At 68.8% G+C, this 19,936-nt stretch carries 21 protein-coding genes; 2 read left to right on the top strand and 19 right to left on the bottom strand.

Going from position 1 to position 19,936, the window contains the following annotated elements; genetic code table 11:
* Positions 1-94 precede the first annotated feature (94 nt).
* From secF to ruvC, 9 genes are read right to left on the bottom strand one after another with little or no spacing between them, the layout of a single operon-like run.
* Positions 95-1,306 (bottom strand): protein translocase subunit SecF, encoded by a 1,212-nt coding sequence (gene secF / locus GY812_05410; GenBank protein MCP4434928.1) that lies wholly within the window; start codon positions 1,304-1,306, stop codon positions 95-97.
* Positions 1,306-2,988, bottom strand: a complete 1,683-nt coding sequence (gene secD, locus GY812_05405) for a protein translocase subunit SecD (protein ID MCP4434927.1) — start codon at positions 2,986-2,988, stop codon at positions 1,306-1,308. Before secD ends, secF begins: the two co-directional genes overlap by 1 nt.
* A 5-nt stretch (positions 2,989-2,993) precedes the next feature.
* Positions 2,994-3,446: a preprotein translocase subunit YajC gene (yajC, locus tag GY812_05400; GenBank protein MCP4434926.1), complete on the bottom strand. Its 453-nt coding sequence runs from the start codon at positions 3,444-3,446 to the stop codon at positions 2,994-2,996.
* 12 nt (positions 3,447-3,458) lie between these two features.
* A complete protein-coding gene (tgt, locus tag GY812_05395) occupies positions 3,459-4,625 on the bottom strand; it encodes a tRNA guanosine(34) transglycosylase Tgt (GenBank protein ID MCP4434925.1) in 1,167 nt (388 codons plus the stop codon).
* Positions 4,626-4,657: 32 nt separating this feature from the next.
* The gene (gene queA / locus GY812_05390) at positions 4,658-5,731 is read right to left on the bottom strand and encodes a tRNA preQ1(34) S-adenosylmethionine ribosyltransferase-isomerase QueA (protein ID MCP4434924.1); all 1,074 of its coding nucleotides are present in this window, start codon (positions 5,729-5,731) and stop codon (positions 4,658-4,660) included.
* 13 nt (positions 5,732-5,744) lie between these two features.
* Entirely contained in the window at positions 5,745-6,893 is a 1,149-nt protein-coding gene (locus tag GY812_05385; protein ID MCP4434923.1) for an acyl-CoA dehydrogenase, read from the bottom strand.
* A 57-nt stretch (positions 6,894-6,950) separates the two neighbouring features.
* Positions 6,951-8,051 (bottom strand): Holliday junction branch migration DNA helicase RuvB, encoded by a 1,101-nt coding sequence (gene ruvB / locus GY812_05380; GenBank protein ID MCP4434922.1) that lies wholly within the window; start codon positions 8,049-8,051, stop codon positions 6,951-6,953.
* Positions 8,051-8,647 (bottom strand): Holliday junction branch migration protein RuvA, encoded by a 597-nt coding sequence (gene ruvA / locus GY812_05375; protein ID MCP4434921.1) that lies wholly within the window; start codon positions 8,645-8,647, stop codon positions 8,051-8,053. The genes ruvB and ruvA overlap by 1 nt, the downstream gene beginning before the upstream one ends.
* Positions 8,644-9,198 carry a crossover junction endodeoxyribonuclease RuvC gene (ruvC, locus tag GY812_05370; GenBank protein MCP4434920.1) on the bottom strand — a complete coding sequence of 185 codons (555 nt, stop codon included), beginning with the start codon at positions 9,196-9,198 and terminating at the stop codon, positions 8,644-8,646. The genes ruvA and ruvC overlap by 4 nt, the downstream gene beginning before the upstream one ends.
* 57 nt (positions 9,199-9,255) lie before the next feature.
* Between ruvC and GY812_05365 the strand changes: the two genes are divergently transcribed.
* Both GY812_05365 and GY812_05360 read left to right on the top strand, forming a co-directional pair.
* Positions 9,256-10,467: an ABC transporter ATP-binding protein gene (locus GY812_05365; protein MCP4434919.1), complete on the top strand. Its 1,212-nt coding sequence runs from the start codon at positions 9,256-9,258 to the stop codon at positions 10,465-10,467.
* Positions 10,464-11,363 carry an ABC transporter permease subunit gene (locus GY812_05360; protein ID MCP4434918.1) on the top strand — a complete coding sequence of 300 codons (900 nt, stop codon included), beginning with the start codon at positions 10,464-10,466 and terminating at the stop codon, positions 11,361-11,363. Before GY812_05365 ends, GY812_05360 begins: the two co-directional genes overlap by 4 nt.
* 17 nt (positions 11,364-11,380) lie before the next feature.
* On the opposite strand, the gene GY812_05355 is transcribed toward GY812_05360, so the two are convergent.
* The 10 genes from GY812_05355 to GY812_05310 form a co-directional block, all read right to left on the bottom strand.
* Positions 11,381-11,854 carry a peroxiredoxin gene (locus GY812_05355; GenBank protein ID MCP4434917.1) on the bottom strand — a complete coding sequence of 158 codons (474 nt, stop codon included), beginning with the start codon at positions 11,852-11,854 and terminating at the stop codon, positions 11,381-11,383.
* 1 nt (position 11,855) lies between these two features.
* A complete protein-coding gene (locus GY812_05350) occupies positions 11,856-12,605 on the bottom strand; it encodes a YebC/PmpR family DNA-binding transcriptional regulator (protein MCP4434916.1) in 750 nt (249 codons plus the stop codon).
* A gap of 15 nt (positions 12,606-12,620) precedes the next feature.
* The gene (gene pdxT, locus GY812_05345) at positions 12,621-13,235 is read right to left on the bottom strand and encodes a pyridoxal 5'-phosphate synthase glutaminase subunit PdxT (protein MCP4434915.1); all 615 of its coding nucleotides are present in this window, start codon (positions 13,233-13,235) and stop codon (positions 12,621-12,623) included.
* A gap of 40 nt (positions 13,236-13,275) precedes the next feature.
* Complete coding sequence (gene pdxS, locus GY812_05340) at positions 13,276-14,232, bottom strand: pyridoxal 5'-phosphate synthase lyase subunit PdxS (GenBank protein MCP4434914.1); 957 nt, start codon at positions 14,230-14,232, stop codon at positions 13,276-13,278.
* A 54-nt stretch (positions 14,233-14,286) separates the two neighbouring features.
* Positions 14,287-15,564 (bottom strand): DUF3048 domain-containing protein, encoded by a 1,278-nt coding sequence (locus tag GY812_05335; protein ID MCP4434913.1) that lies wholly within the window; start codon positions 15,562-15,564, stop codon positions 14,287-14,289.
* A 9-nt stretch (positions 15,565-15,573) separates the two neighbouring features.
* Positions 15,574-16,362, bottom strand: coding sequence for a hypothetical protein (locus GY812_05330; GenBank protein MCP4434912.1), 789 nt, complete (start codon positions 16,360-16,362; stop codon positions 15,574-15,576).
* A 52-nt stretch (positions 16,363-16,414) separates the two neighbouring features.
* On the bottom strand, positions 16,415-17,512 hold the full coding sequence (locus GY812_05325; protein MCP4434911.1) for a glycosyltransferase family 4 protein: 1,098 nt from the start codon (positions 17,510-17,512) through the stop codon (positions 16,415-16,417).
* 10 nt (positions 17,513-17,522) lie between these two features.
* Entirely contained in the window at positions 17,523-18,434 is a 912-nt protein-coding gene (locus tag GY812_05320) for a phosphatidylinositol mannoside acyltransferase (GenBank protein ID MCP4434910.1), read from the bottom strand.
* Between the two features lie 44 nt (positions 18,435-18,478).
* Complete coding sequence (locus tag GY812_05315) at positions 18,479-19,267, bottom strand: CDP-alcohol phosphatidyltransferase family protein (GenBank protein ID MCP4434909.1); 789 nt, start codon at positions 19,265-19,267, stop codon at positions 18,479-18,481.
* A gap of 99 nt (positions 19,268-19,366) precedes the next feature.
* The coding region (locus GY812_05310; GenBank protein MCP4434908.1) for a hypothetical protein at positions 19,367-19,936 on the bottom strand (570 nt) is incomplete at its 5' end.

Genomic DNA, 19,936 nt, shown 5'->3' with positions numbered 1-19,936 from the left:
GTGGCCCCCGCTGTGTCGCAACTCCGGTCGTCATCCCACCAATCTACCGGCGGTCGTCAAGCACCCCGCAGCGACCGGGTCGCGAGCGGCGCGCTCAGCGGCGGCGCTTCTTCTTGCGCGGCCGGGGCGGATGGCCGCCCGGAGTGAGTCCGGTGCCGGTGGCCGGCTTCGCTGACTCGGCCGGCGGTGAGCTCGGTGCACCGGTGACCGCAGCCGTGGAGGCCGCGCGCTGCTCGGTGCCGAGGCCGTACCAGGCGGTGTCGGAGGGGTCCTGGCCCCGGTTCTCGATCCGGGTGCGTATCTCCCGCCAGCGGCCCTCGCGCTCCTTGAGAAGCACCGTGATCGGCGACGCCACGAACAGCGACGAGTAGGTGCCGAGCATGAGACCGATCAGCAACGCCAGCGAGAAGTCACCGATCGTGCTCTGGCCGAGCATGAAGTTGCCCACGACGAGCATGGAGATGATCGGCAACAAGGTCGTGATCGAAGTGTTGATCGATCGCATCAGCACCTGGTTGAGCGAGCGCCGCATCACCGCCGTGTAGGTGTAGCGCCCCGTGCGCCCGAGCCGGTCGGCATTGTCCTGCACCCGGTCGTACACCACGATCGTGTCGTACAGCGAGAAGCCCAGGATCGTCAGGAAGGAGATCACCGTCGCCGGCGTAACGGTGATCTGGAACAGTGAATAGACACCGACGGTGATCAGGATGTCGTGCACCACGGCGGCCAGAGCGGCGATGGCCATGCGGAACTCGAGGCGCCAACTGATGTAGAGCGTCACCAACACCATGAACACGATCAGCGACACGAGCGCCTGACGGGTGATGTCGTCACCCCAGGTCTTGCCGACCGTGTTGACGCTCACATCCTCGGCGTCGACACCGGCCGCCTCAGCGAGCGAGTCCGCGATCTCGGCACCCACCTCCACGGTGGTCTCACGACGTTCCGAGGCGACCTCCTCTGCGTCGGATTCCTCGGGCTGGTCGATCTCGACCCGTCCCGAGATCCGCAGCGTCCGCTCCCCGTCGACCGTCTCGGCCGCCTGGACCTTGTCCACGGTGACGGTACGGCCCTCGACCCCGCCGGCTTCCGTGATCACCGCTTCCGCCTGCTCCGCGGTGAAACTGTCCGAGGACACCTCCCAGACCGACCCGCCTTCGAAGTCGATGGACAGCGGGACCCACTGGACCGCAATCGTGATGATCGACCCGACGCACAGCAGGGCTGACAGGAGCCCCGCGCGGGGGAACCACTTCGGGAAGTCGAAGTCGTTGTTGCCGCGGTACATGCGCTTCAGGACACCCATCACGCACCCACCTCCGCTGCTGCGGCACCGCCGGTAACCTTGGTGCGCGTCTCTTCGGGCAGGTCATCGATCGGGACTCCCAGACGACCGGGGGCCTTGCCCGCACCCGAGCGGGACAGGGACATCACTCCGGGTCGCAGGACGAAGAAGGCCGAGAAGAGATCGAGCAGGGTCGCGGCGCCGAGGTAGAAGGCGAAGCCCCTCACCGGGCCTATCGACAGCCAGTACAGCACGGCGGCGCCGATCAGCGAGGAGGTGTCGGCCTTCACGATGGTGGAGTACGACCGGGTCATGGAGCGTTCCGCCACGGACCTCACGGTGGCGCCCTTGCGCACGTCTTCCTTGATGCCCTCGAAGCTCACGACGCTCGAGTCGATTGCCACACCGATTGACACCACGAGTCCGACCACGCCCGCGAGGGTGACGGTGGCACCGAGCCACGACATCGCGGACCACAGAAGCATCGCCGAGGTGGAGAGGCTCGCCAGGGTGATGAGCGCCAGCATGCGGTAGTAGGCGAAGAGGTAGACGAAGACCGCCAGGAGCCCGATCAGGCCCGAGATGATCCCGGCACGGAGTGCACCCTCGCCGAGGGTGGCCGAAACCGTCTCCGCCTGCTGGGGCACGAGTTCGAGTGGCAGGGAGCCGTAGCGCAGCGCCACGGCCACATCACGGGCACTGTCCTGGGTGAATGCACCGGAAATCTGGATCTGGTCCCGCGAGAACGATGGCTGCTGGATCGACGGCGCAGTGAGGACCTCGCCATCAAGCACGATCGCCAGCTGTCCGAGGCCACCCGGCTGGGCCGGGCAGGTGCTGGGGTCGCCGGCGTTGCAGAGCGCAGCGATCTGGTTGAACAGGTCAATGCCTTCCGGGCCTTCCCGGAAGGTGGGCGTGACAGTCCATTGGCCCTGCGGGTCGAGTCCGCTGGTCGCGTCCTCCACGGCCTCGCCCTCCAGCCAGTTGTCACCGGAGCTGTAGGTTGGACCCAGGCGGTAGAGGTTGCCCTCGCCATCGGCCAGCGTCACCTCCTGGTCCCGCTCGATCTCCTCGCGCGGCGTCACCTGCGACTCGAGGAGCGTCTCGGCCTGCACGAGCCCCTGGAAGCTCTCGCTGTTGACGTCAACGCCCCACTGGTTCTGGGGACCCTCGGGCGGAGCAGCCTCGGGATCCGCTTCGGCTGCCGCAGTAGCCGCGGCCACTTCCTCTTCGACCACTTGGCGGGTCGTTACCCCCTCGGGCATGCCGGCCTCGCCGCGCAGGCGCTCCACCTCGGCCTCGACCTCGGAGCGCTGCTCCTCGTCGAGCTCGGGGCCGAGCACCTGGAGCACCGGCCGGAATCGCAGCCGGGCGGTGGTGCCGACGAGGTCGATCACGTCCTGCTGGTTGGAGGCACCGGGCAGCTGCACGGTGATCGTGTTGCCCTGCCGGCTCACCTCGGGCTCGGTCACGCCGACCGCGTCCACACGGTTGCGGATGATGCCGATCGCCTCGTCGAGCTGCTCGTCGGGGATGTCGTCCACCACCGCACCGCTCTCGTCGACCGGTTGCAGGTTGACCGAGACACCGCCCTGCAGGTCGAGGCCGAGTGTGGGAGACCGCCCGAGCACGATCGTGAGTATCAGCAGACCCACGGCCAGCCCCATCACGATCAGCATGTTGCGCAGCGGGTGTTGTCGCATCAGGTTCAGTCGTCCTGGTCGCCGTCTCCGGCGGCATCACCCTCGGACTGGCCCTCGGAGTCACCGTCCGGGTCGGAGGACGCAGCGGAATCGGCTGCACCTCCACCCATCAGGGCGCCCATGATGCCCCCGCGCTGTCGGGATGCGGGCGAGTTCGGATCCGGCTCCGCGGCCTTGCGGCTGACTGCTCCGAGCCCGATCTTCATGACCACGTCGTCGTCGACCTCGAGGTGTACGACGTCATCCTCGATGTGGTTGATGACGCCGTGAATGCCACCGATGGTGACGACTTCGTCGCCCACCTCGAGGTTCGACATCAGCGCGGCCTGCTTGGCGCGCTGACGCCGCTGGGGCACGACTGTCAGGAAGATGATTGCGGCAATCGGCAACAACAGGATGAGCAGGCCCAGGGGGCTGCCTCCCGTGTCACCACCACTTGCGAGAAGTTCGAGTGTCACAGGGATTGGATGCTAGGACCTTCGCCCGCCCCGCCCCGAATCCTCTGCTGTGCCCGGGGCCATGTCGCCATGCGCTGCGGCGAGGCGGGAGCGCAGCTCTGCGAGGGTGCCGGCGGTGATGGCACTGCGTATCGACGACACGAGGTCCAGCATCCAGGTCAGGTTGTGGATGGTGCACAACGTCTTTGCGGCCGGTTCCCCCACGGCCATCAGGTGTCGCAGGTAACCCCTGGGGTAGCCGGTGCAGGTGGGGCACCGGCATTCGCCGCTGACGGGGAGGTCGCTGTCCGCGAACTCGGCACGTTTGATGTTGAGCCGGCCGCCGTCGGTGAGCAAGGTGCCGTGCCTGGCCAGCCTGGTGGGCAGCACGCAGTCGAACATGTCGACCCCGCGGGCCACGGCCTCCACGATCGACACCGGATCTCCCACTCCCATCAGGTAGCGGGGCTGGTCGGCCGGCAGGTGGGCCACGGCCGCTTCGAGTGCCGGCAGCATGTCCTCGCGGGTCTCCCCCACCGACAGGCCACCGACTGCATACCCGTCGAAGTCGAGTGCCACCGTGCGGGTGGCTGCGTCCGCCCGCAGCTCGGGATCGGCCCCGCCCTGCACGATGCCGAAGAGCGCCTGGTCCCCGGTGCGCCGGTGGGACCCCCGGGCACGCTCGGCCCACCGCAGCGTGCGATCCACGGCCGCGCCGAGCGTTCGCCGGTCCGAGGGAAGGGGCGCGCAAACATCGAGCACCATCTGGATGTCGGCGCCGAGCAGCTCCTGGGTGTGAACGGCACCCTCCGGCGTGAGCATGTGCGTGGACCCGTCGTAGGCGGACCGGAACTCCGCCCCCTCCTCGGTCACGCGTGGATCGAGCGAGAACACCTGGTAGCCACCGGAGTCGGTGAGCATGTGCCCGCCCCATCCGCTGAACGCGTGCAGGCCACCCAGCCGTGCGACCACCTCGGCGCCGGGACGCAGCATGAGGTGGTAGGTGTTGGCCAGCATCACATCAACAGCCTCGTCCTCAGAGCTGCGCAAGGAGGCCAGCTCGTGGGTGCTCAGCGCACGGATCGTGCCGCGGGTGCCGACCGGCATGAACGCCGGCACCTCGAAGCTGCCGCGGGCTGTCACCACCGTGCCCCTGCGCGCAGCACCATCACTCGCCTGGACGTCGACCTCGAGCCTCATGCTGCACCCATCATTGCCTCATCACACCTCACTCACCCCTGCGGCGTCGCGCCGGACGGTGAACTCGCAGTGCAGGTCAGCAGCATGGCATCGCCGAAGCTGAGGAACCGGTACCCCCGCCGGATCGCTTCGGCGTAAAGCTCCCGCCAGCGCGACCCCACGAACGCCTGCACCATCGCCAGCAGCGACGAGCGGGGCAGGTGGAAGTTGGTGACCATGCGGTCCACCACCCGGAAGTCGAAGCCCGGCGTGATGAACAGGTCGGTGCGGCCGGCCAGGTTGCCCGTGTGGGCGACTGACTCCAGGGCCCTCACCGTTGTGGTGCCCACCGCCACGACGCTTCCGCCCTCCAACTCGGTGGCCTTGACCTCGTGCCAGGTGCGCTCGGGCACGCGGTAGTGCTCGGTGTGGATCGGATGGTCCTCAACATGCTCGCTGGTGACCGGCCGGAACGTGTCGAGCCCCACCACCAACTCCACCGTGGCCACCTTCACCCCCCGTTCGGCGAGGGCGGCGAGCAAGCCCTGGGTGACGTGCAGGCCTGCCGTCGGCGCGGCGGCAGAGGCGGGCCGTCTTGCGAAGGTCGTCTGGTAGCGCTCTGGATCTCCGAGAGCCTCGGTGATGTAAGGCGGCAGTGGCAGCTCGCCCTCGGCCTCGAGCGCACCGAGCAGCGGCGCCTGGTCGTTGCCAACGAACGGACCCCCCTTCACCACCGGGCGCACGAGACGGCGGCCGCCGCCCAGGTCGTCTCCCACCTCGAAGTCGATCCGACCTCCACCGGAGGTGACCACATCACCAGGGGCCATCTTGCGCGAGGGACGGCAGAGTGCCTCCCACCGCCCGTCAGCCCGCTCCTCCAGCAACAGCACCTCGCCTGCACCACCTGTGCTGCGACGCACGGCGACGCGGGCCGGCAGCACGCGGGTGTCGTTGAGCACCACGAGGTCACCGCGGTCGAGCCGGCGAGGAAGGTCCGCGACGGTGGCGTCGGCGGGCTCGGTGCCGGGGCCGACATCGACCAGGAGGCGCGCCGAGTCGCGCGGCTCTACCGGGACCTGCGCGATCCGCTCCCCGGGCAGTTCGTAGTCGAGGTCGTCGGTGCGCACCCCGGCTGCCGAACTAGAAGCCCATGGAGCGGCCGATGATCTCCTTCATGATCTCGGTAGTGCCGCCGTAGATGGTCGGCACCCGGGCGTCGGTGTAGGCACGCGCGATCGCGTACTCCTCCATGTAGCCGTACCCACCATGGAGCTGCACGCAGGTGTCCGCGGTGCGCTTCTGCAGTTCGGTCGTCCACCACTTGGCCATGGACGCCTCCTCGGCGGTGAGTTCGCCCACGTTGAGCGCCATGATGCACTTGTCGATGAAGGCCTCGGCGATGGTGATCTCGGTCTGCATCTCGGCGAGCTTGAAGCGGCTGTTCTGGAAGTTGCCGATGGGCTGGCCGAAGGCTTGGCGCTCCTTCGCGTACTCGATGGTCCACGTGAGCATTGCCCTGGCGTGCGCGACCGCCGCCATGGCGATCGAGAGCCGTTCCTGGGGCAGGTTCTTGACCAGCAGCAGGAAGCCCTCGCCCTCGTTGCCCAGCAGGTTCTCCGCCGGGACCCGCACGTCGTTGAAGAACAGCTCGGCGGTGTCCTGGGCATGGAACCCGATCTTCTCCAGGTTGCGACCACGCTCGAAGCCCTCACTCGCTGCCTCGACGATCAGCAGCGACATCCCCTTGTGGCGCTCGCTCGGGTCGGTCTTGGCCGCCACGATCACGAGGTCCGCGTTGATGCCGTTGGTGATGAAGGTCTTCGACCCGTTGAGCACGTACTCGTCGCCGTCACGGATGGCGGTTGTGCCCATGGACGCGAGGTCCGACCCGATGCCGGGCTCCGTCATGGCGACCGCAGTGATCTGCTCGCCGCTCGCGATGCCCGGCAACCAGCGCTTCTTCTGCTCGTCGGTGGTCCACTCGGTGAAGTAGGGCAGGCACACGTCGGAGTGCAGGGTCATGCCCATGCCGTGCGGGTACACATCGGCCATGCAGATCTCCTGGGCGATGATGTTGTTGTAGCGGAGGTCCTTCACCCCGGCCCCGCCGAACTCCTCGGGCACGTCCATGGCGAGGAAGCCGCTCTCGCCCGCCTTGACGAAGATCTCGCGGTCGGTGATGCCCGCCGCGTGCCACTTGTCGCGGTTGGGCACCAGTTCGCGCTCCACGAAGGTCCGGTAGGCCTCGCGGAACAGCTCGTGTTCCTCGGTGTATATGTCGCGCTCCATGGCCGCTATGTTACCGACGGGTAACGAAGCGGTGAAACCGGGCCCGGCGCCGGCCGCCTACTGGCTGTCGAACAGTGACGGATCCTCGGTGGGGAACGACGATGCAGGCGGCACCAGGCCGAGGTGCCGCCAGGCCGCCGGCGTGGCGACCCGTCCCCTCGGCGTGCGAAGCAGCAGACCCTGCTGGATGAGGTAGGGCTCGTAGACCTCGTCGACGGTCTCCGCCGGCTCTGAGACTGCGATGGCGAGCGTGGACAACCCGACCGGTCCACCGCCGAAGTGCTCACAGAGGCTCGACAACACGGCACGGTCGACCTTGTCGAGCCCCCTGTCGTCGATGCCGAACAGTTCGAGCCCGGCGCGGGCCATGTCGCCGTCGATGGAACCATCGCCTTCGACCTCGGCCACGTCACGGACCCTGCGCAGCAGCCGGTTGGCGATGCGTGGCGTGCCGCGGCTGCGCCCGGCGATCTCGCAGGCGCCCTCGTCGTCGATCGTGGCGCCGAGTATCGACGCGGCTCGCACGACGATCGCTTCCAGGTCCTCGGGGTCGTAGTAGTCGAGGCGGGCGACCAGTCCGAACCGGTCGCGAAGCGGACCGGTCACGAGTCCGGTGCGTGTCGTCGCCCCCACAAGGCAGAATCGCGGGATCTCGAGGCGGATCGAGCGCGCCGCCGGGCCCTTGCCCAGCACGATGTCTAGCTGGAAGTCCTCCATCGCCGGATAGAGGACCTCTTCGACCGAGCGTGACAGCCGGTGGATTTCGTCGATGAAGAGCACGTCGCCCTCTTCGAGCTTGGTGAGGATCGCGGCGAGGTCGCCCGGACGCTCCAGAGCAGGCCCGGATGTGACCTGGAGCTCCACGCCCATCTCGGCGGCGACGATGCCCGCGAGGGACGTCTTGCCGAGCCCGGGTGGACCGGCGAACAGGAGGTGGTCAGAAGCCTGCTCGCGGCGACGGGCAGCCTCCAGGATCACCCGCAAGCGGGCCTTCAGCTCGGTCTGCCCGACGAATTCGTCGAGCAGGTGGGGGCGCAGCGACGCCACGGCTTCGGCTTCGACGCCGCCGTGGCGCAGGTCGACCTCGTCAGCGGCCCGCGGCGCTGCGCCGGAGTCCTCGGCCAGTTCCGTCGGGTCGAGCAGCTCGTCGCGGGCCATCAGGCGACCGCCAGCCGCTTGAGCGCCTCTCGCAACGCCTCGCCCGAGTCGGCTCCCTCCGGCAGGTCCGAGAGGACACCAGCGATCTCCTCGCCGCCATAGCCGAGCCCCACGAGCGCCTCGCGCACGTCGCCGCGGACCGACTGGTTGGCACCCGCAGCGTCGAGCGAGCCGCCGTCGGAGACGTCGATGTCAGCCACGACCAACCGCGACTTGAGCTCGACCAGCAGCCGGGCCGCGGTCTTGCGACCCACTCCGGGCACCAGGCACAGCGCAGCGCTGTCGTCGTTGGCCACAGCGTCGGACAGGGCAACCGGATCGTGCACCGAGAGGATCGCCTGGCCGAGAGCGGGGCCCACACCGTGGGTGCCGATCAGGGTCTCGAACACCTTGCGCTCCTCGAGGGTGGTGAAGCCGTAGAGCACCTCGGCGTCTTCGCGGCTGTGGTGGTGAACATGCAGGAACACGTCGTCGTTGACGGGCAGCGCAGCGGCGGCGGTAGGCGTGACCTGCACCCTGTATCCCAGGCCGGCCACCTCCACCAGCAGCTCGGTGCCGCTGCGGTCGATGACCGTGCCGCGCAGCGAGCCGATCACAGCACCGACCCCGTGCAGGCACGGCCGCTCGTCATCGCGACGTGCGCCAGCGCCACTGCGGCCGCGTCGGCCGCGTCGAACGGTCTCGGGGGCTGTGGCAACTCGAGCAGGATCTGGACCATCTTCGAGACCTGTTCCTTGTCGGCGCCACCGAACCCGGCGACGGCCCCCTTGACCTCGTTGGGTGAGTACTCGGCGACCTGCATGCCACGCGCCGCCGACTCGGCCATGATCACGCCGGCAGCCTGGCCGACGCCCATTGCCGTGCTCGCGTTGACCTGGAAGAGCACCCGCTCGATCGCGAGTGCCTCCGGGCCGAATTCACCGAGCAGGGCCCGCATGTCGTCGGCGAGCTCGGCGAGGCGTTGCGGGGTGGGCGCGGCCGGGTCGGTTCGCAGAACCCCGAGCGCCACGGCTCGATTGCGCCGTGTCGACGCGTCGAGCACGCAGTAGCCACACCGCGAGAGGCCGGGATCCACACCCAGGACGAACACAGGTTCGATCGTATACAGCGACACCCAAACGGCGGTGGATCCCCCGGCGTGTGCCATGGGTCCCTTCGGTGAATGCTTGAGAAACGGCGGGCATCGACCGATGGGCACATTGCGATGACGAACCATGAGACGCCACCCCAGCCTGCCGCGGCGCCAGCCGAAGCCACCGCTTCACCGCCGGCGGGGCCGCCCAACCGTCCGATCGTGGAGCTGGCGGGCGTGGGCCACAGCTTCGCTGCCAATGAAGCGCTGCGGAACCTCGACCTGACGGTGCCCGAGGGCGAGATCACCGTCGTGCTCGGCCCCAACGGGGCCGGCAAGACCACTGCGGTGCGGGCGATCACCGGGGCGCTGCGACCCGACAGCGGGATCGTGCGCACCTTCGGCCTCGACCCGGATGCGGACGGCCACCGAGTGCGGCCGCGATGCGGTGTCGTGTCAGCCAAGCCGGCGCTGTATGACCGGCTGTCAGGACGCGACAACCTCGACTACGCGGCCGAGCTCTACGGCGTGCGGTCGGGCAAGGACAGGCGCATTGACGAGGCCGCCGAGCGGTTCGGAATCGGAGCGGCACTGGACTCGCTGGTCGGTGGCTACTCGACCGGCATGAAGACCCGCCTGGCGCTTGCCCGCTCGGTGCTGCACGACCCCGAGCTGCTGTTGTTCGACGAGCCCACATCCGGGCTGGACCCCGAGTCGTCGACGGCTGTGCTGGAGCTGATCCGCGAGATGACTTCGGGCGGACGCACCGTGGTGATGTGCACCCACCTGCTGGTGGAGGCCGAAGGACTGGCCGACCACATAGTGATCATGGAGGGCGGCACCGACCTGATCTCGGGCTCGCCCGCCGACCTCACCCGCAGCTTCTGGCCACATCCGGCGGTGGCGATCGACACCGACGACCCGAGGCTGCTGGAACGGATGCGCACCTGGCCAGGAGTACTCGGCATGCGGCGCGACGCCACCGGTGCGCGGATCGAACTCGACGACCTGGGTCGCATCCCAGACCTCGTGTCGGCCCTCGTGGCCGATGGAGTCCGCCTCAGCAGGGTCGAGCCGTTCAGCCCGACGCTCGAGGACCTCTACTTCCTCATCCGACGCCAGCTGTCGCCCGGCGCTCGCTCCTCGGGCCGCGAGGTCGAAGCTGTGCTCGACCCGGTCGCCAACGGGGTGCTGGCACCCAGCGCCGGCATGGGCCCAGGATCGACCACCGCCGACCGGATGCCGACCATCACGGTGCCCAACGCGATCGATGAATACGGCCGGCCTGCGTCCGAGCAGCCCCTACCCGACCAGACGGCCCTGCCGTCGGAGGAAGAATCATGACCGCGGCGACCTCTCCCGAACCGGCTGTCACCCCCGACAGCTCACCCCGCGGCGGAAGGGTCGAGACCGCGGCGTTCGAGTGGCATCGCATGTGGGTGGTTGCCCGTACCGACCTCCGCCAGCTCCTGCGGTCCAAGGACTACCTGCTTCCGATGCTCGCGCTCGGCTTCCTGTTCTTCGTGGCGGTGCCGTTCGTACTGTTGATCACGCTGACCAACGTGGAGAACACCAACGTGGCCGTGCGGATCAGCGACTCGCTGTCGATCCTGCCTCCGGCCGCCCAGGAGCAGATACAGGGCAGTACTCCGGGTGGGCGGACCGCCTACGCGCTCGCGGTGTTCCTGTTCGCCCCGGTTGCAGTCGTCGTGCCCCTCACGATCTCCACGGCCGTGGGCGCGGCCACGATCGTGGGTGAGCGCGAGCGTGGCACCGGCGAGTTCCTCGCCCACTCCCCCGCATCCACCCGCGAGATCTACATGGGCAAGCTCATCGCCAGTGTCGTGCCCGGCTACGTCACGACGATCGTCGGGTTCGGCACCTACTCGCTGATCGTCAACATGACCGTCGGCCCTGAGGTCGGGGGTTGGTTCTTCCCCACCCAGGAGTGGTGGGTGATGATGCTCTGGATCATTCCACCGTTCCTCTTGCTGACGCTCTCGCTCGTGCTCCGGCTCTCGGCACGGGTGAAGTCGACTGCGGCCGCCCAGCAGGCCTCGGGGCTGATCACGCTGCCGCTCATCGGGCTCGCCTACAGCCAGTCGACCGGCTCGCTAATGGGCACCGGTGGCGCCGCCGGGTGGATTCTCGGAGGTGTGGCCTGGGTGGTGGCGATATTCAGCCTGCACCGGGGCGTCCGATCGGTGACCCGCAACCGGCTACTGGGCGTGGCCCAGTAGGTGGGCCGCCGGCCGGGTCAGAGAGCTGACTCGACCGCGGACACGAGGTCATCGGCGGAGCGGAAGCGCAGGCCTGGGCCGATGGAGCGGTGGATCCAGCCGACCTTGCCCTCGCGGTCGATCACGTAGACACAGCGTCGGTAGAGCCCGAGCAGGCCGATTCCGCCGTAGGAGGCCGCCACCGAGCGGTCCTCGTCGCTGAGCAACTCGAAGCCGAATCCTCCGTTGGCCTCGGCGAATGCGCTGTGGGACTCGACCGACTGCGGGCTGATGGCGAGCACCGTGGCGTCGAGGGCCTCGAACCGGGCGACTTCGGAGGTGTAGGCGGCGAGCTGTGCCGTGCACACCGGTGAGTCGTCGGCCGGGTAGAACACGAGCACGACCGGGGAGCCGAGGTGGTCCGCAAGCGAGACCTCGGACACGACTCCGCTGCGACCATCCACGGCCGGCAACGTGAACAGAGGAGCGACGTCGCCGACCGAGATTCCCAAGTCAGTCCTCCAGGGCCGCAGCGGCCTCGTCGGACATGTCCGCATTGGCATGAACCGCCTGCACGTCATCGAGGTCGTCGAGCGCCTCGAGCAGCCGCAGGACGGGCTTGGCCTCCTCGGCCGTGGCGACCTCGACCTGCGAGGTCGGCACCATCGACAGGTCCGATGACTCGACCTCGATCCCGGCCCCCTCGAGTGCCTCGCGAACCGAGTTGGTATCGGTCGCCTCGCAGGTGACGCTCCAGAACTCGCCCGCGTCGGAGACGTCCTCCGCGCCCGCTTCGAGTGCCGCCATCATCACGTCGTCCTCGTCGACTCCGGCGGGCACGAGCACGATGCCCTTGCGCTCGAACTGCCATGAGACCGCCCCTGGTTCGGCCATCGAGCCGCCCAGCTTGGTGAAGGTGGAACGCACGTCGGAACCCGTGCGGTTGCGGTTGTCGGTGAGCGCCTCGGCCATCACTGCCACGCCGCCTGGTGCGTAGCCCTCGTAGGTCACCTCCTCGTAGGAGATGCCCTCGAGCTCACCGGTGCCGCGCTTGATCGCCCGCTCGATGGTGTCGAGCGGCACCGAGGCATCGCGCGCCTTTTGGAACATCGTGCGCAACGTGGGGTTCATGTCCGGGTCGCCGCCGCCGTTGCGCGCCGCGACCTCGACCTGGCGGATCAGCTTGGCGAAGAGCTTTCCGCGCTTGGCGTCAGCGGCACCCTTCTTGTGCTTGATGGTTGCCCACTTGGAATGTCCGGACATGTTCCTACCTGTGTCTCAGTTCTGGTCGGGCGCGGAGCCCCGGTCGGGAGTGGAGCCCTCATAGCGGGCAGTGCAGAACAACTCGTGGATCCTGGGGTCAGCAGCCAACTCGGGATGGAACGTGGAGGCCATGACGGGCCCGGACCGTACCAGTGCGGGCGAGCCGCTTATGGTGGCCAGCACCTCCACCGACTCTCCGACCGACTCGATGCGCGGCGCCCTGATGAACACGGCATGGAATGCCCCGCCCGGCACTCCGGCCACTTCGAGGTCGGCCTCGAACGACTCGCGCTGGCGACCGAAGGCGTTGCGACGAACCGACATGTCGAGCGCGCCGAAGTTCAGCTGGTCGCCGCGCCCATCGCTCACCGAACGGGCGAGCAGGATCGCCCCGGCACAGGTGCCGAGCACCGGCCGGCCGGCGGCAACCCACTGCGCCACAGGCCTTTCGAGCCCGGAACGCTCGAGCATCATCGAGATGGTCGTGGACTCCCCGCCGGGGATGACCAGACGGTCGGCCATGTCGAGCTCTGAGGGCTTGCGCACCTCGAACGCCGCGACGCCCACTGCCTCGAGCGCCGACACGTGGGCGGCGAACGCGCCCTGCAGCGCCAGCACGCCGACCTTCACGGTCGGTTCCGAGGGTGTCTGCGCACAGCCGGAACCGCGCTCACCAACCGCGATCCGCCAGGTGAACGTCGAGCTCGTCCATGCCGATGCCGGTCATCGGTGCCCCGAGTCCGCGGCTCACCTTGGCGAGGATGTCGGCATCCTGGAAGTGGGTGGTGGCCTCCACGATCGCCTTGGCCCGCGGGGCCGGGTCGGCGGACTTGAAGATGCCTGATCCCACGAAGACGGCCTCGGCGCCGAGCTGCATCGCCATGGCGGCATCGGCGGGTGTCGCCAGGCCGCCTGCGCAGAAGATGGGCACGGGCAGACGACCGGTCTCTGCAACCTCCTGCACCAGCGGGAGCGGCGCGCGCAGCTGCTTGGCCCAGTCGAAGAGCTCGGCGGAATCGGCCTGTCCAACCCGTCGGATGTCACCGAGGATCGAGCGCAGGTGGCGTACCGCCTCCACCACGTTGCCGGTACCGGCCTCACCCTTGGAGCGGATCATGCACGCACCTTCGGAGATCCGCCGGAGGGCCTCGCCGAGGTTGGTGGCGCCGCACACGAACGGCACCGTGAAAGCCCACTTGTCGATGTGGTGGGCCTCGTCGGCCGGGGAAAGAACCTCTGACTCGTCCACGTAGTCGACGCCGAGGGATTGCAGGATCTGGGCCTCCACGAAGTGACCGATGCGGGCCTTGGCCATCACGGGAATGGTCACCGCCGACTGGATGCCCTCGATCATTGCGGGGTCGCTCATGCGCGACACGCCGCCTTCGACGCGGATGTCCGCCGGTACCCGCTCGAGGGCCATCACGGCCACAGCACCCGCGTCTTCGGCCACCTTGGCCTGCTCGGGCGTCACGACGTCCATGATGACTCCGCCCTTGAGCATCTCCGCCAGGCCCCGTTTGACGAGTCGGGTGCCGGTCTCGCGACCTGCGACGGGATCCGCCGAGCCCGAACCCCCGGCGGGGCTGGGGCTTGCAGACGATGGCGAGGAGGGATTGTCGGACATGACGGGCAGTGTAACGGTCGCCCTCATCGGGCCTGAAGCGGGTTCGCCGGGTGGTCAGCCCTGCGGCGGTGCCAACAGCGAAGCGGCCTCGGCCTCACCGAGCCCGAGCGGCTCGGCGTCCGCCAGCGCAACCCAGGTGGTGCCGGGCGTTAGCTTCATGGGTTCACCGGACACATCGGTCAGCTCCCAGGTGGAGAACATGTCGTCGCGGTACCACACGCCTTCCTGCATCGAGCCCTGGGTGAACACCCATGCGGCGCCGTTGCCCACGCTCACGGCTTCGGGAGATGCCCGGTCCGCAGCTGAGGATCGGTAGTCGACTGCAATGACGACAACGTTGTTGGGTGCCAGCGGCGCACCCGATGTGCTGTCGTGGCGGATGCCGTAGGCCCAGCGGCGCCAGCCGCCCAACTCCGGGTCCCACGCGAAGCGCGCCTCTGACCCGACCGAGACGGCGAAGGCGGGCACCGCCTCGCCGGGCGCGACCTCACCGGGCGCCAGGTACTCGAACTGCGCCGGCGGCACGGCGAGAACGTCAGGCGCTCGATCCCAGAGCATCCCCGTGTCGGCCATGAGGTTGTGCGGGGCAACGCGGCCCTGCTCCCGGCTGTAGGCCGGCGGCACGGCGTCGTGGGACACATCCACGAACCAGTCAGCCCGACGCAGTGAGCTGAGCACGCCCGCGTTGCCACCGGAATAGGAGAACAGTGGCTTCGCGAACATCGACAACAGGTCGAGGTCGGTCGTGCGCGCCGAGCGAACGGGGCCGACCGTGTCGACCGCGCTGCTGTGCCATACGGACAGGTAGCGACTGATGCCTTCCACCCGCACCTCGATCACCAGGTCTGCGGAATCAAGCCCCTCCTGGGGCATCGCCTTGCGGTCGCCATCGATCTTGGAAACCAGCGCAGGCCTCATCAGCCGAGCAGCGTCCTCACCCGCGACCGGGATCCCGGTCAGGGGCGCAACGGGCCCGCTCGCGACCTCCTCCGGGATCGGAGCGGCACTCGTGGTGGATGTAGCCGACACGGGCCTCGGGTCCGCCGCCTGGGAAGACCACGGGCTCCACCATCCGACCAGGCCGACGACGAGTAACGCCACCAGGCCGACGAGGCCGAACACCCGGCCCCGCTGGTTGGTCGACTCCTGGCGGTTGCGCCTCACCACGGGAATCGCCTCGGGCTCCTCGGCCCCGTCGCTTCCGGACTCCTGGGAGTCCGCGTCGTCGGCAGCCTCGCGCGAGTCCGCGTTATCGGCAGCCTCGTGCGAGTCCGCGTTATCGGCAGCCTCGCGCGCGTCCGCGTCCGCCTCGTCGTTTGTCTCTTCGCCCATTGTCTTCTCTCAGAGTTCCCGCAACACTGCGATCCGGTGCTCGATCGGCTGGTTGGCCGTGCGGTCGACGGCTGGATCGACGCCGTCGTCGATACCCACGGCCGGTGCAATCCACAGCGGGGCTGTCTGCGGTTGTGCACCGTGCACCGCAGTCCCTCGTTCGGTCATCTCCTCCAGCGCAGCGATCAGCCCCGGCGGGTACCGGGTGACCGCCACCGCGTCGAAGTCGCCATCCAGCGCGCGCTGCTCGCCGAGAGTGGCCGCCAGGCTCGCAGATCCGAGGCCGGCAGCGGCCTTGAGCGGTGCAGGCAGGCCCGCGACGAGCGTGGCGTAGCGGGCCGAGCCGTCGCGCACCCGGCACAGCAGCTCGGCGGCCAGCACTTCGACCTGCACGGCACTGTCGGTCTCCAGCAGTCCCGAGGTGACCACCACGGTGCTCGAGTCGCGGTCGGCAACCACCATCGCGTTGGCTGCGGGGGACTCGATCAGGCGCACTGCGGGCTCGGCGACGCCCGTGAGCAACGCAACCCCCTCCAGCGCGTTGTGGAAGCCAGGCAGGTCCTGTTGCCCGACGGGTCGACCGAGGTCGGAAACGACCCGGCTGGCTGCCGAGGCGAAGGCCGACTGCACCCACAGCACCCACGCGGCACCGGCGACCACCATCACGAGTACACCCACGACGATGTGCACGAACACTGCCAACAGCGCGCCCAGAACCACCGCGGCCACAGCACCCACCACCGTCGCCCTTCGCAGGGATGCCGCCAGGGCCTGGTCGAATCGCGAAGGCGCCTCCATCTGCGCCAATTTACTGCAGTGGCGGACCGGCTCCGGAATCCGTCGAGCCGTATCAGCCGGAGAGGAGCCCCGTGTATAGGGCCTCGTAGCGGTCTGCAAGCAGTTCCATGTCGAAAGCAGCGGCGCGTCGCAGACCACTGTCGACCAGCGACTTGGTGCCCACGGGGTCGTCGAGCACACCCTGGATCGCCTTGCCCAACCCCTGGGCATCTCCCGGGGGCACGAGCACGGCCGCAGGCGTCGCGGGCAGCGAGCCATCGGGAGCCTCGGCGGTGGCCACCTTCGTGTATCCCGGAATAGCGCTGGCCACCACTGCGGTGCCGGCGGCCATCGCCTCGAGCAGGATGATCCCGAACGACTCACCCCCGAGCGACGGTGCACAGAAGACGTCTGCGCTGACCATGCGGGAATCCCGCTCGGCATCGTCGATGCGACCCAGCCATTCGATCCGGCTGTCGGTGTGGCGGCGGCGCAACTCGGCGGTCTCGTCTCCTTCGCCCGCCACCCAGATGGTGACGTCATCGCGCATGGCGCCGAGCGCGTCGAGCAGCACCGGAAGCCCCTTGCGCGGCTCGTGGCGCCCGAGGAAGAAGACTGTTGGACCGGCGGTCGGCCAGGGCGTTGCGCTCTGCAGACCACCGAGCTCGATGCCATTGAACAAGGTCACCCAATCGCCGCCGACCGATGGGGCGGCCAGCTCCAGAGCGTCCCGGGACACCGCCACCTTGCAGTCGATCCGCGCGCCCACGCGCCGCGCAACCGGCCCCAGGACGTCGTATGCCGGCTGGGAGCCGGCGGCGTGGAACGTGCCGACGATCGGTGCCGGCTTCACGAACATCGAGGTGAGAGCCGGGCCCGGCACTCCCGGCTCGTGCAGGTGCAGCACGTCGAAGTCCTCGGCCCAGAGCGCCTGGATGGTGCGGAACTGCGCAGCCGGATCGGGTGCGATGGGAGCTACGGAGCCGTTGCTGGGCTGACGCACGCTGGCCCCCAGCGGCACCACGAAGGCGGCCGGCGGCGGGCCGTCGCACGGAGCGAGCACCCTGGCCTCGTGGCCGCGACTGCGCAGTGCGCGGGCGAGCGCCATCACCTGGTTCTGCACGCCGCCGGGCATGGTGAGGCTGTATGGGCAGACGAGGCCGATTCGCACGGCGCGCAGGTTACCGGCCCCGGTCCGCGCCGGGAACGGGGCGGCCGAGGGCCTCGTAGTCGCTCGGCCAGTTGGGCTGGAGCAGGTGCCACTGGTTCGGCGCTGCCCGGATGAGACCCTCCATTGCCTGCGCCAGGTCCTGGGTGACCCGTGTGAGGTCTTCGCGCAACTTGCCGCGGCGCTCTGTGTCGAGAGGCTCCTGCACCACGCCGTGGCAGCCATTGCCCCGGAAGTACACCGCGGCTGGCAGTAGCGGCGCTCCGCTGCGCAACGCCATCAGCGCCGGACCTCCGGGCAGGGTCGTGCGTTCTCCGAAGAACTCGACCTCGATGCCACCGCCGGAGATGTCCCGGTCACACAGCAGGCACATGATCTGGCCGTCGGCGATGGCAGCCGCCACCGCCGAGGAGCCCTCCGACAGCGGGATGATGTTGAGACCCAGGCCTTCACGCAGGTCCACGAACCAGTCGTAGAGCTCCCTCGGCTCTAGTTCCTCGACAACCGCCGCGACCTTGTGCCCCATGACCGTGCTCAACCAGTGGCCTGCCCACTCCCAGCCCCCGAGGTGGGGCAGAGCGAGGATGGGGGCCGTGCCGCTGGCCAACGCGTCCTCGACAATGCCGTAGCCATCGAGGGTGATTCCGTGGTCGACGGCACGCTTCGAGAGGTGTGGGAGCCGCAGCACGTCAACCCAGTACCGGGCGTAGGAATCGAACGCGGACTGCACGGCCCGGGCCTCGCCCAACGGGCCGCTGAAGCGCACCCCTGCGCGCTGCAGGTTGCGTGAGACGATCTTGCGGTCGTCGGGGGACAGCCCGGCGATCCCGGCTGCGATCCCGCGTGCTGCCACGTTGGCCAACGGCGCCGGTGTGACCGCCATGGCGGCGGATGCGGCACGCAGCGCCGATACGGGGATGTCCATCGGCGTGTTCTACCCCAGCGTGGGCGTCGTTGTGCCGGTTGGGCTCAGCGCTTGCGCCGGGCCTCCGACTGGCGGCGCCGGCGTTCGGCACGAGCTGCGCGGCGTTCGGCCGCGCTGCTCGAGGATCGGGCGGCCCTGCGCCGCCTGCGGTCGGACAGCGCGTCTGAGAGCGCGGGGGTGGCCTCGGTGGCCTGGCGCCAGACGGCCACGAACCGCTGACCGAACGTGACGAGGTTCGCGACCACTATCAAGCAGAGTGCAACCACCAGCACTGTGCCGCCGAACAACAGCCCGACGGCCAGGATGATGATGCGCTCCGCCCGCTCGACGAACCCGACGTGGGCATCGAAGCCGAGTGCATCGGCCTTGGCCCGCACGTAGGAGACCCATGACGCCGTGGCGTACCCGGCGACGGGCAGCACCACGAGCCAGGGACTCGAGCCCTCTGTCACGAAGTAGAAGGCAAGGGCTCCGAACAGGACGGCGTCGGTGATCCGGTCTGCCATCGAGTCGAAGAACGCACCGCGCACGCTGGACTTGCCCGTGGCCTTGGCCACGGCCCCGTCGAGCAGGTCCGGGATGCCGGTGAGGATCAGTAGCAGCAGGCCGAGGCTCAACGCCCCCGCTCCGATCGCGATCCCTGCGGCCAGGGACATGGCAAGGCCAACAGCCGTTATCACGTCAGCCGTGATGCCGGCCTTTGCCAGGCCGCGGCCGACCGGCTTCATGGCTGCGTCTACCTGTGTGCGGAACTGTCCGTCGAACATGTGCTGGCCCTCCTCGGGGCCCGACTCGAGCCCGCCGCGGGCCAGAGTGCTTGCAGTAGTTAGCACTTTACGCGGGTAGGCCCCCGAATGGAAGCACCGCGGACGTCGCACCCAGTGTGGCACCCGTCACGCGCCCCGGCCACGCCGAGTCGCCCGGGCACGGCTTCAGTCGCCTGACAGCGATGTGCGCGAGGGGTCCAGATCGGCCCAGTCCTCAGGGTTGTCCTCGCTGAACCACTCGATCACGTCTCCGCTGACACCGTCGATCAGCACGATCCCGCGGCGCCGCGGCGGGTTCTCGGCCGAGTAGAGCAGGATCCGCCACGTCGGCCTCGACAGCCACCCGTGCCACACCTGCTGGGCCGAGGAATGGCCCACCGCGAAGCCGACCTGCTTCGACGCCGTCACCAGCGCATCGGTCTCATCGACGCGCAGCGTCCAGCCTGCGACCATCCCATACACACCGAATGCCAAGAGCAACAGCCCCGCGGCCAGGAGGCCCGCATTCACCAGCGCAGACTCCCCTTCGAGCGCCAGGAAGGCCAAGACCGCTCCGAGGCCGATCACGATGTACATCGCCGCGGGAATCCGGCGCCGGTTGTTGTTGGGGAACGTGTACGGACCCACGAACTCGGACAGATTCAGGTCCTCGGGCAGCTCATCGACGATCTCGTCGTCTGCGGCCACATCGCGGTCGACGACTTCATCGTCTGCGGCCACATCGCGGTCGACGAC

It is taken from the genome of Actinomycetes bacterium (assembly GCA_024222295.1).
Taxonomy (GTDB): domain Bacteria; phylum Actinomycetota; class Acidimicrobiia; order Acidimicrobiales; family Microtrichaceae; genus JAAEPF01.
Note: the sequence above shows the minus strand (reverse complement) of the source record. Positions and strands in the feature narration are given on the sequence as shown.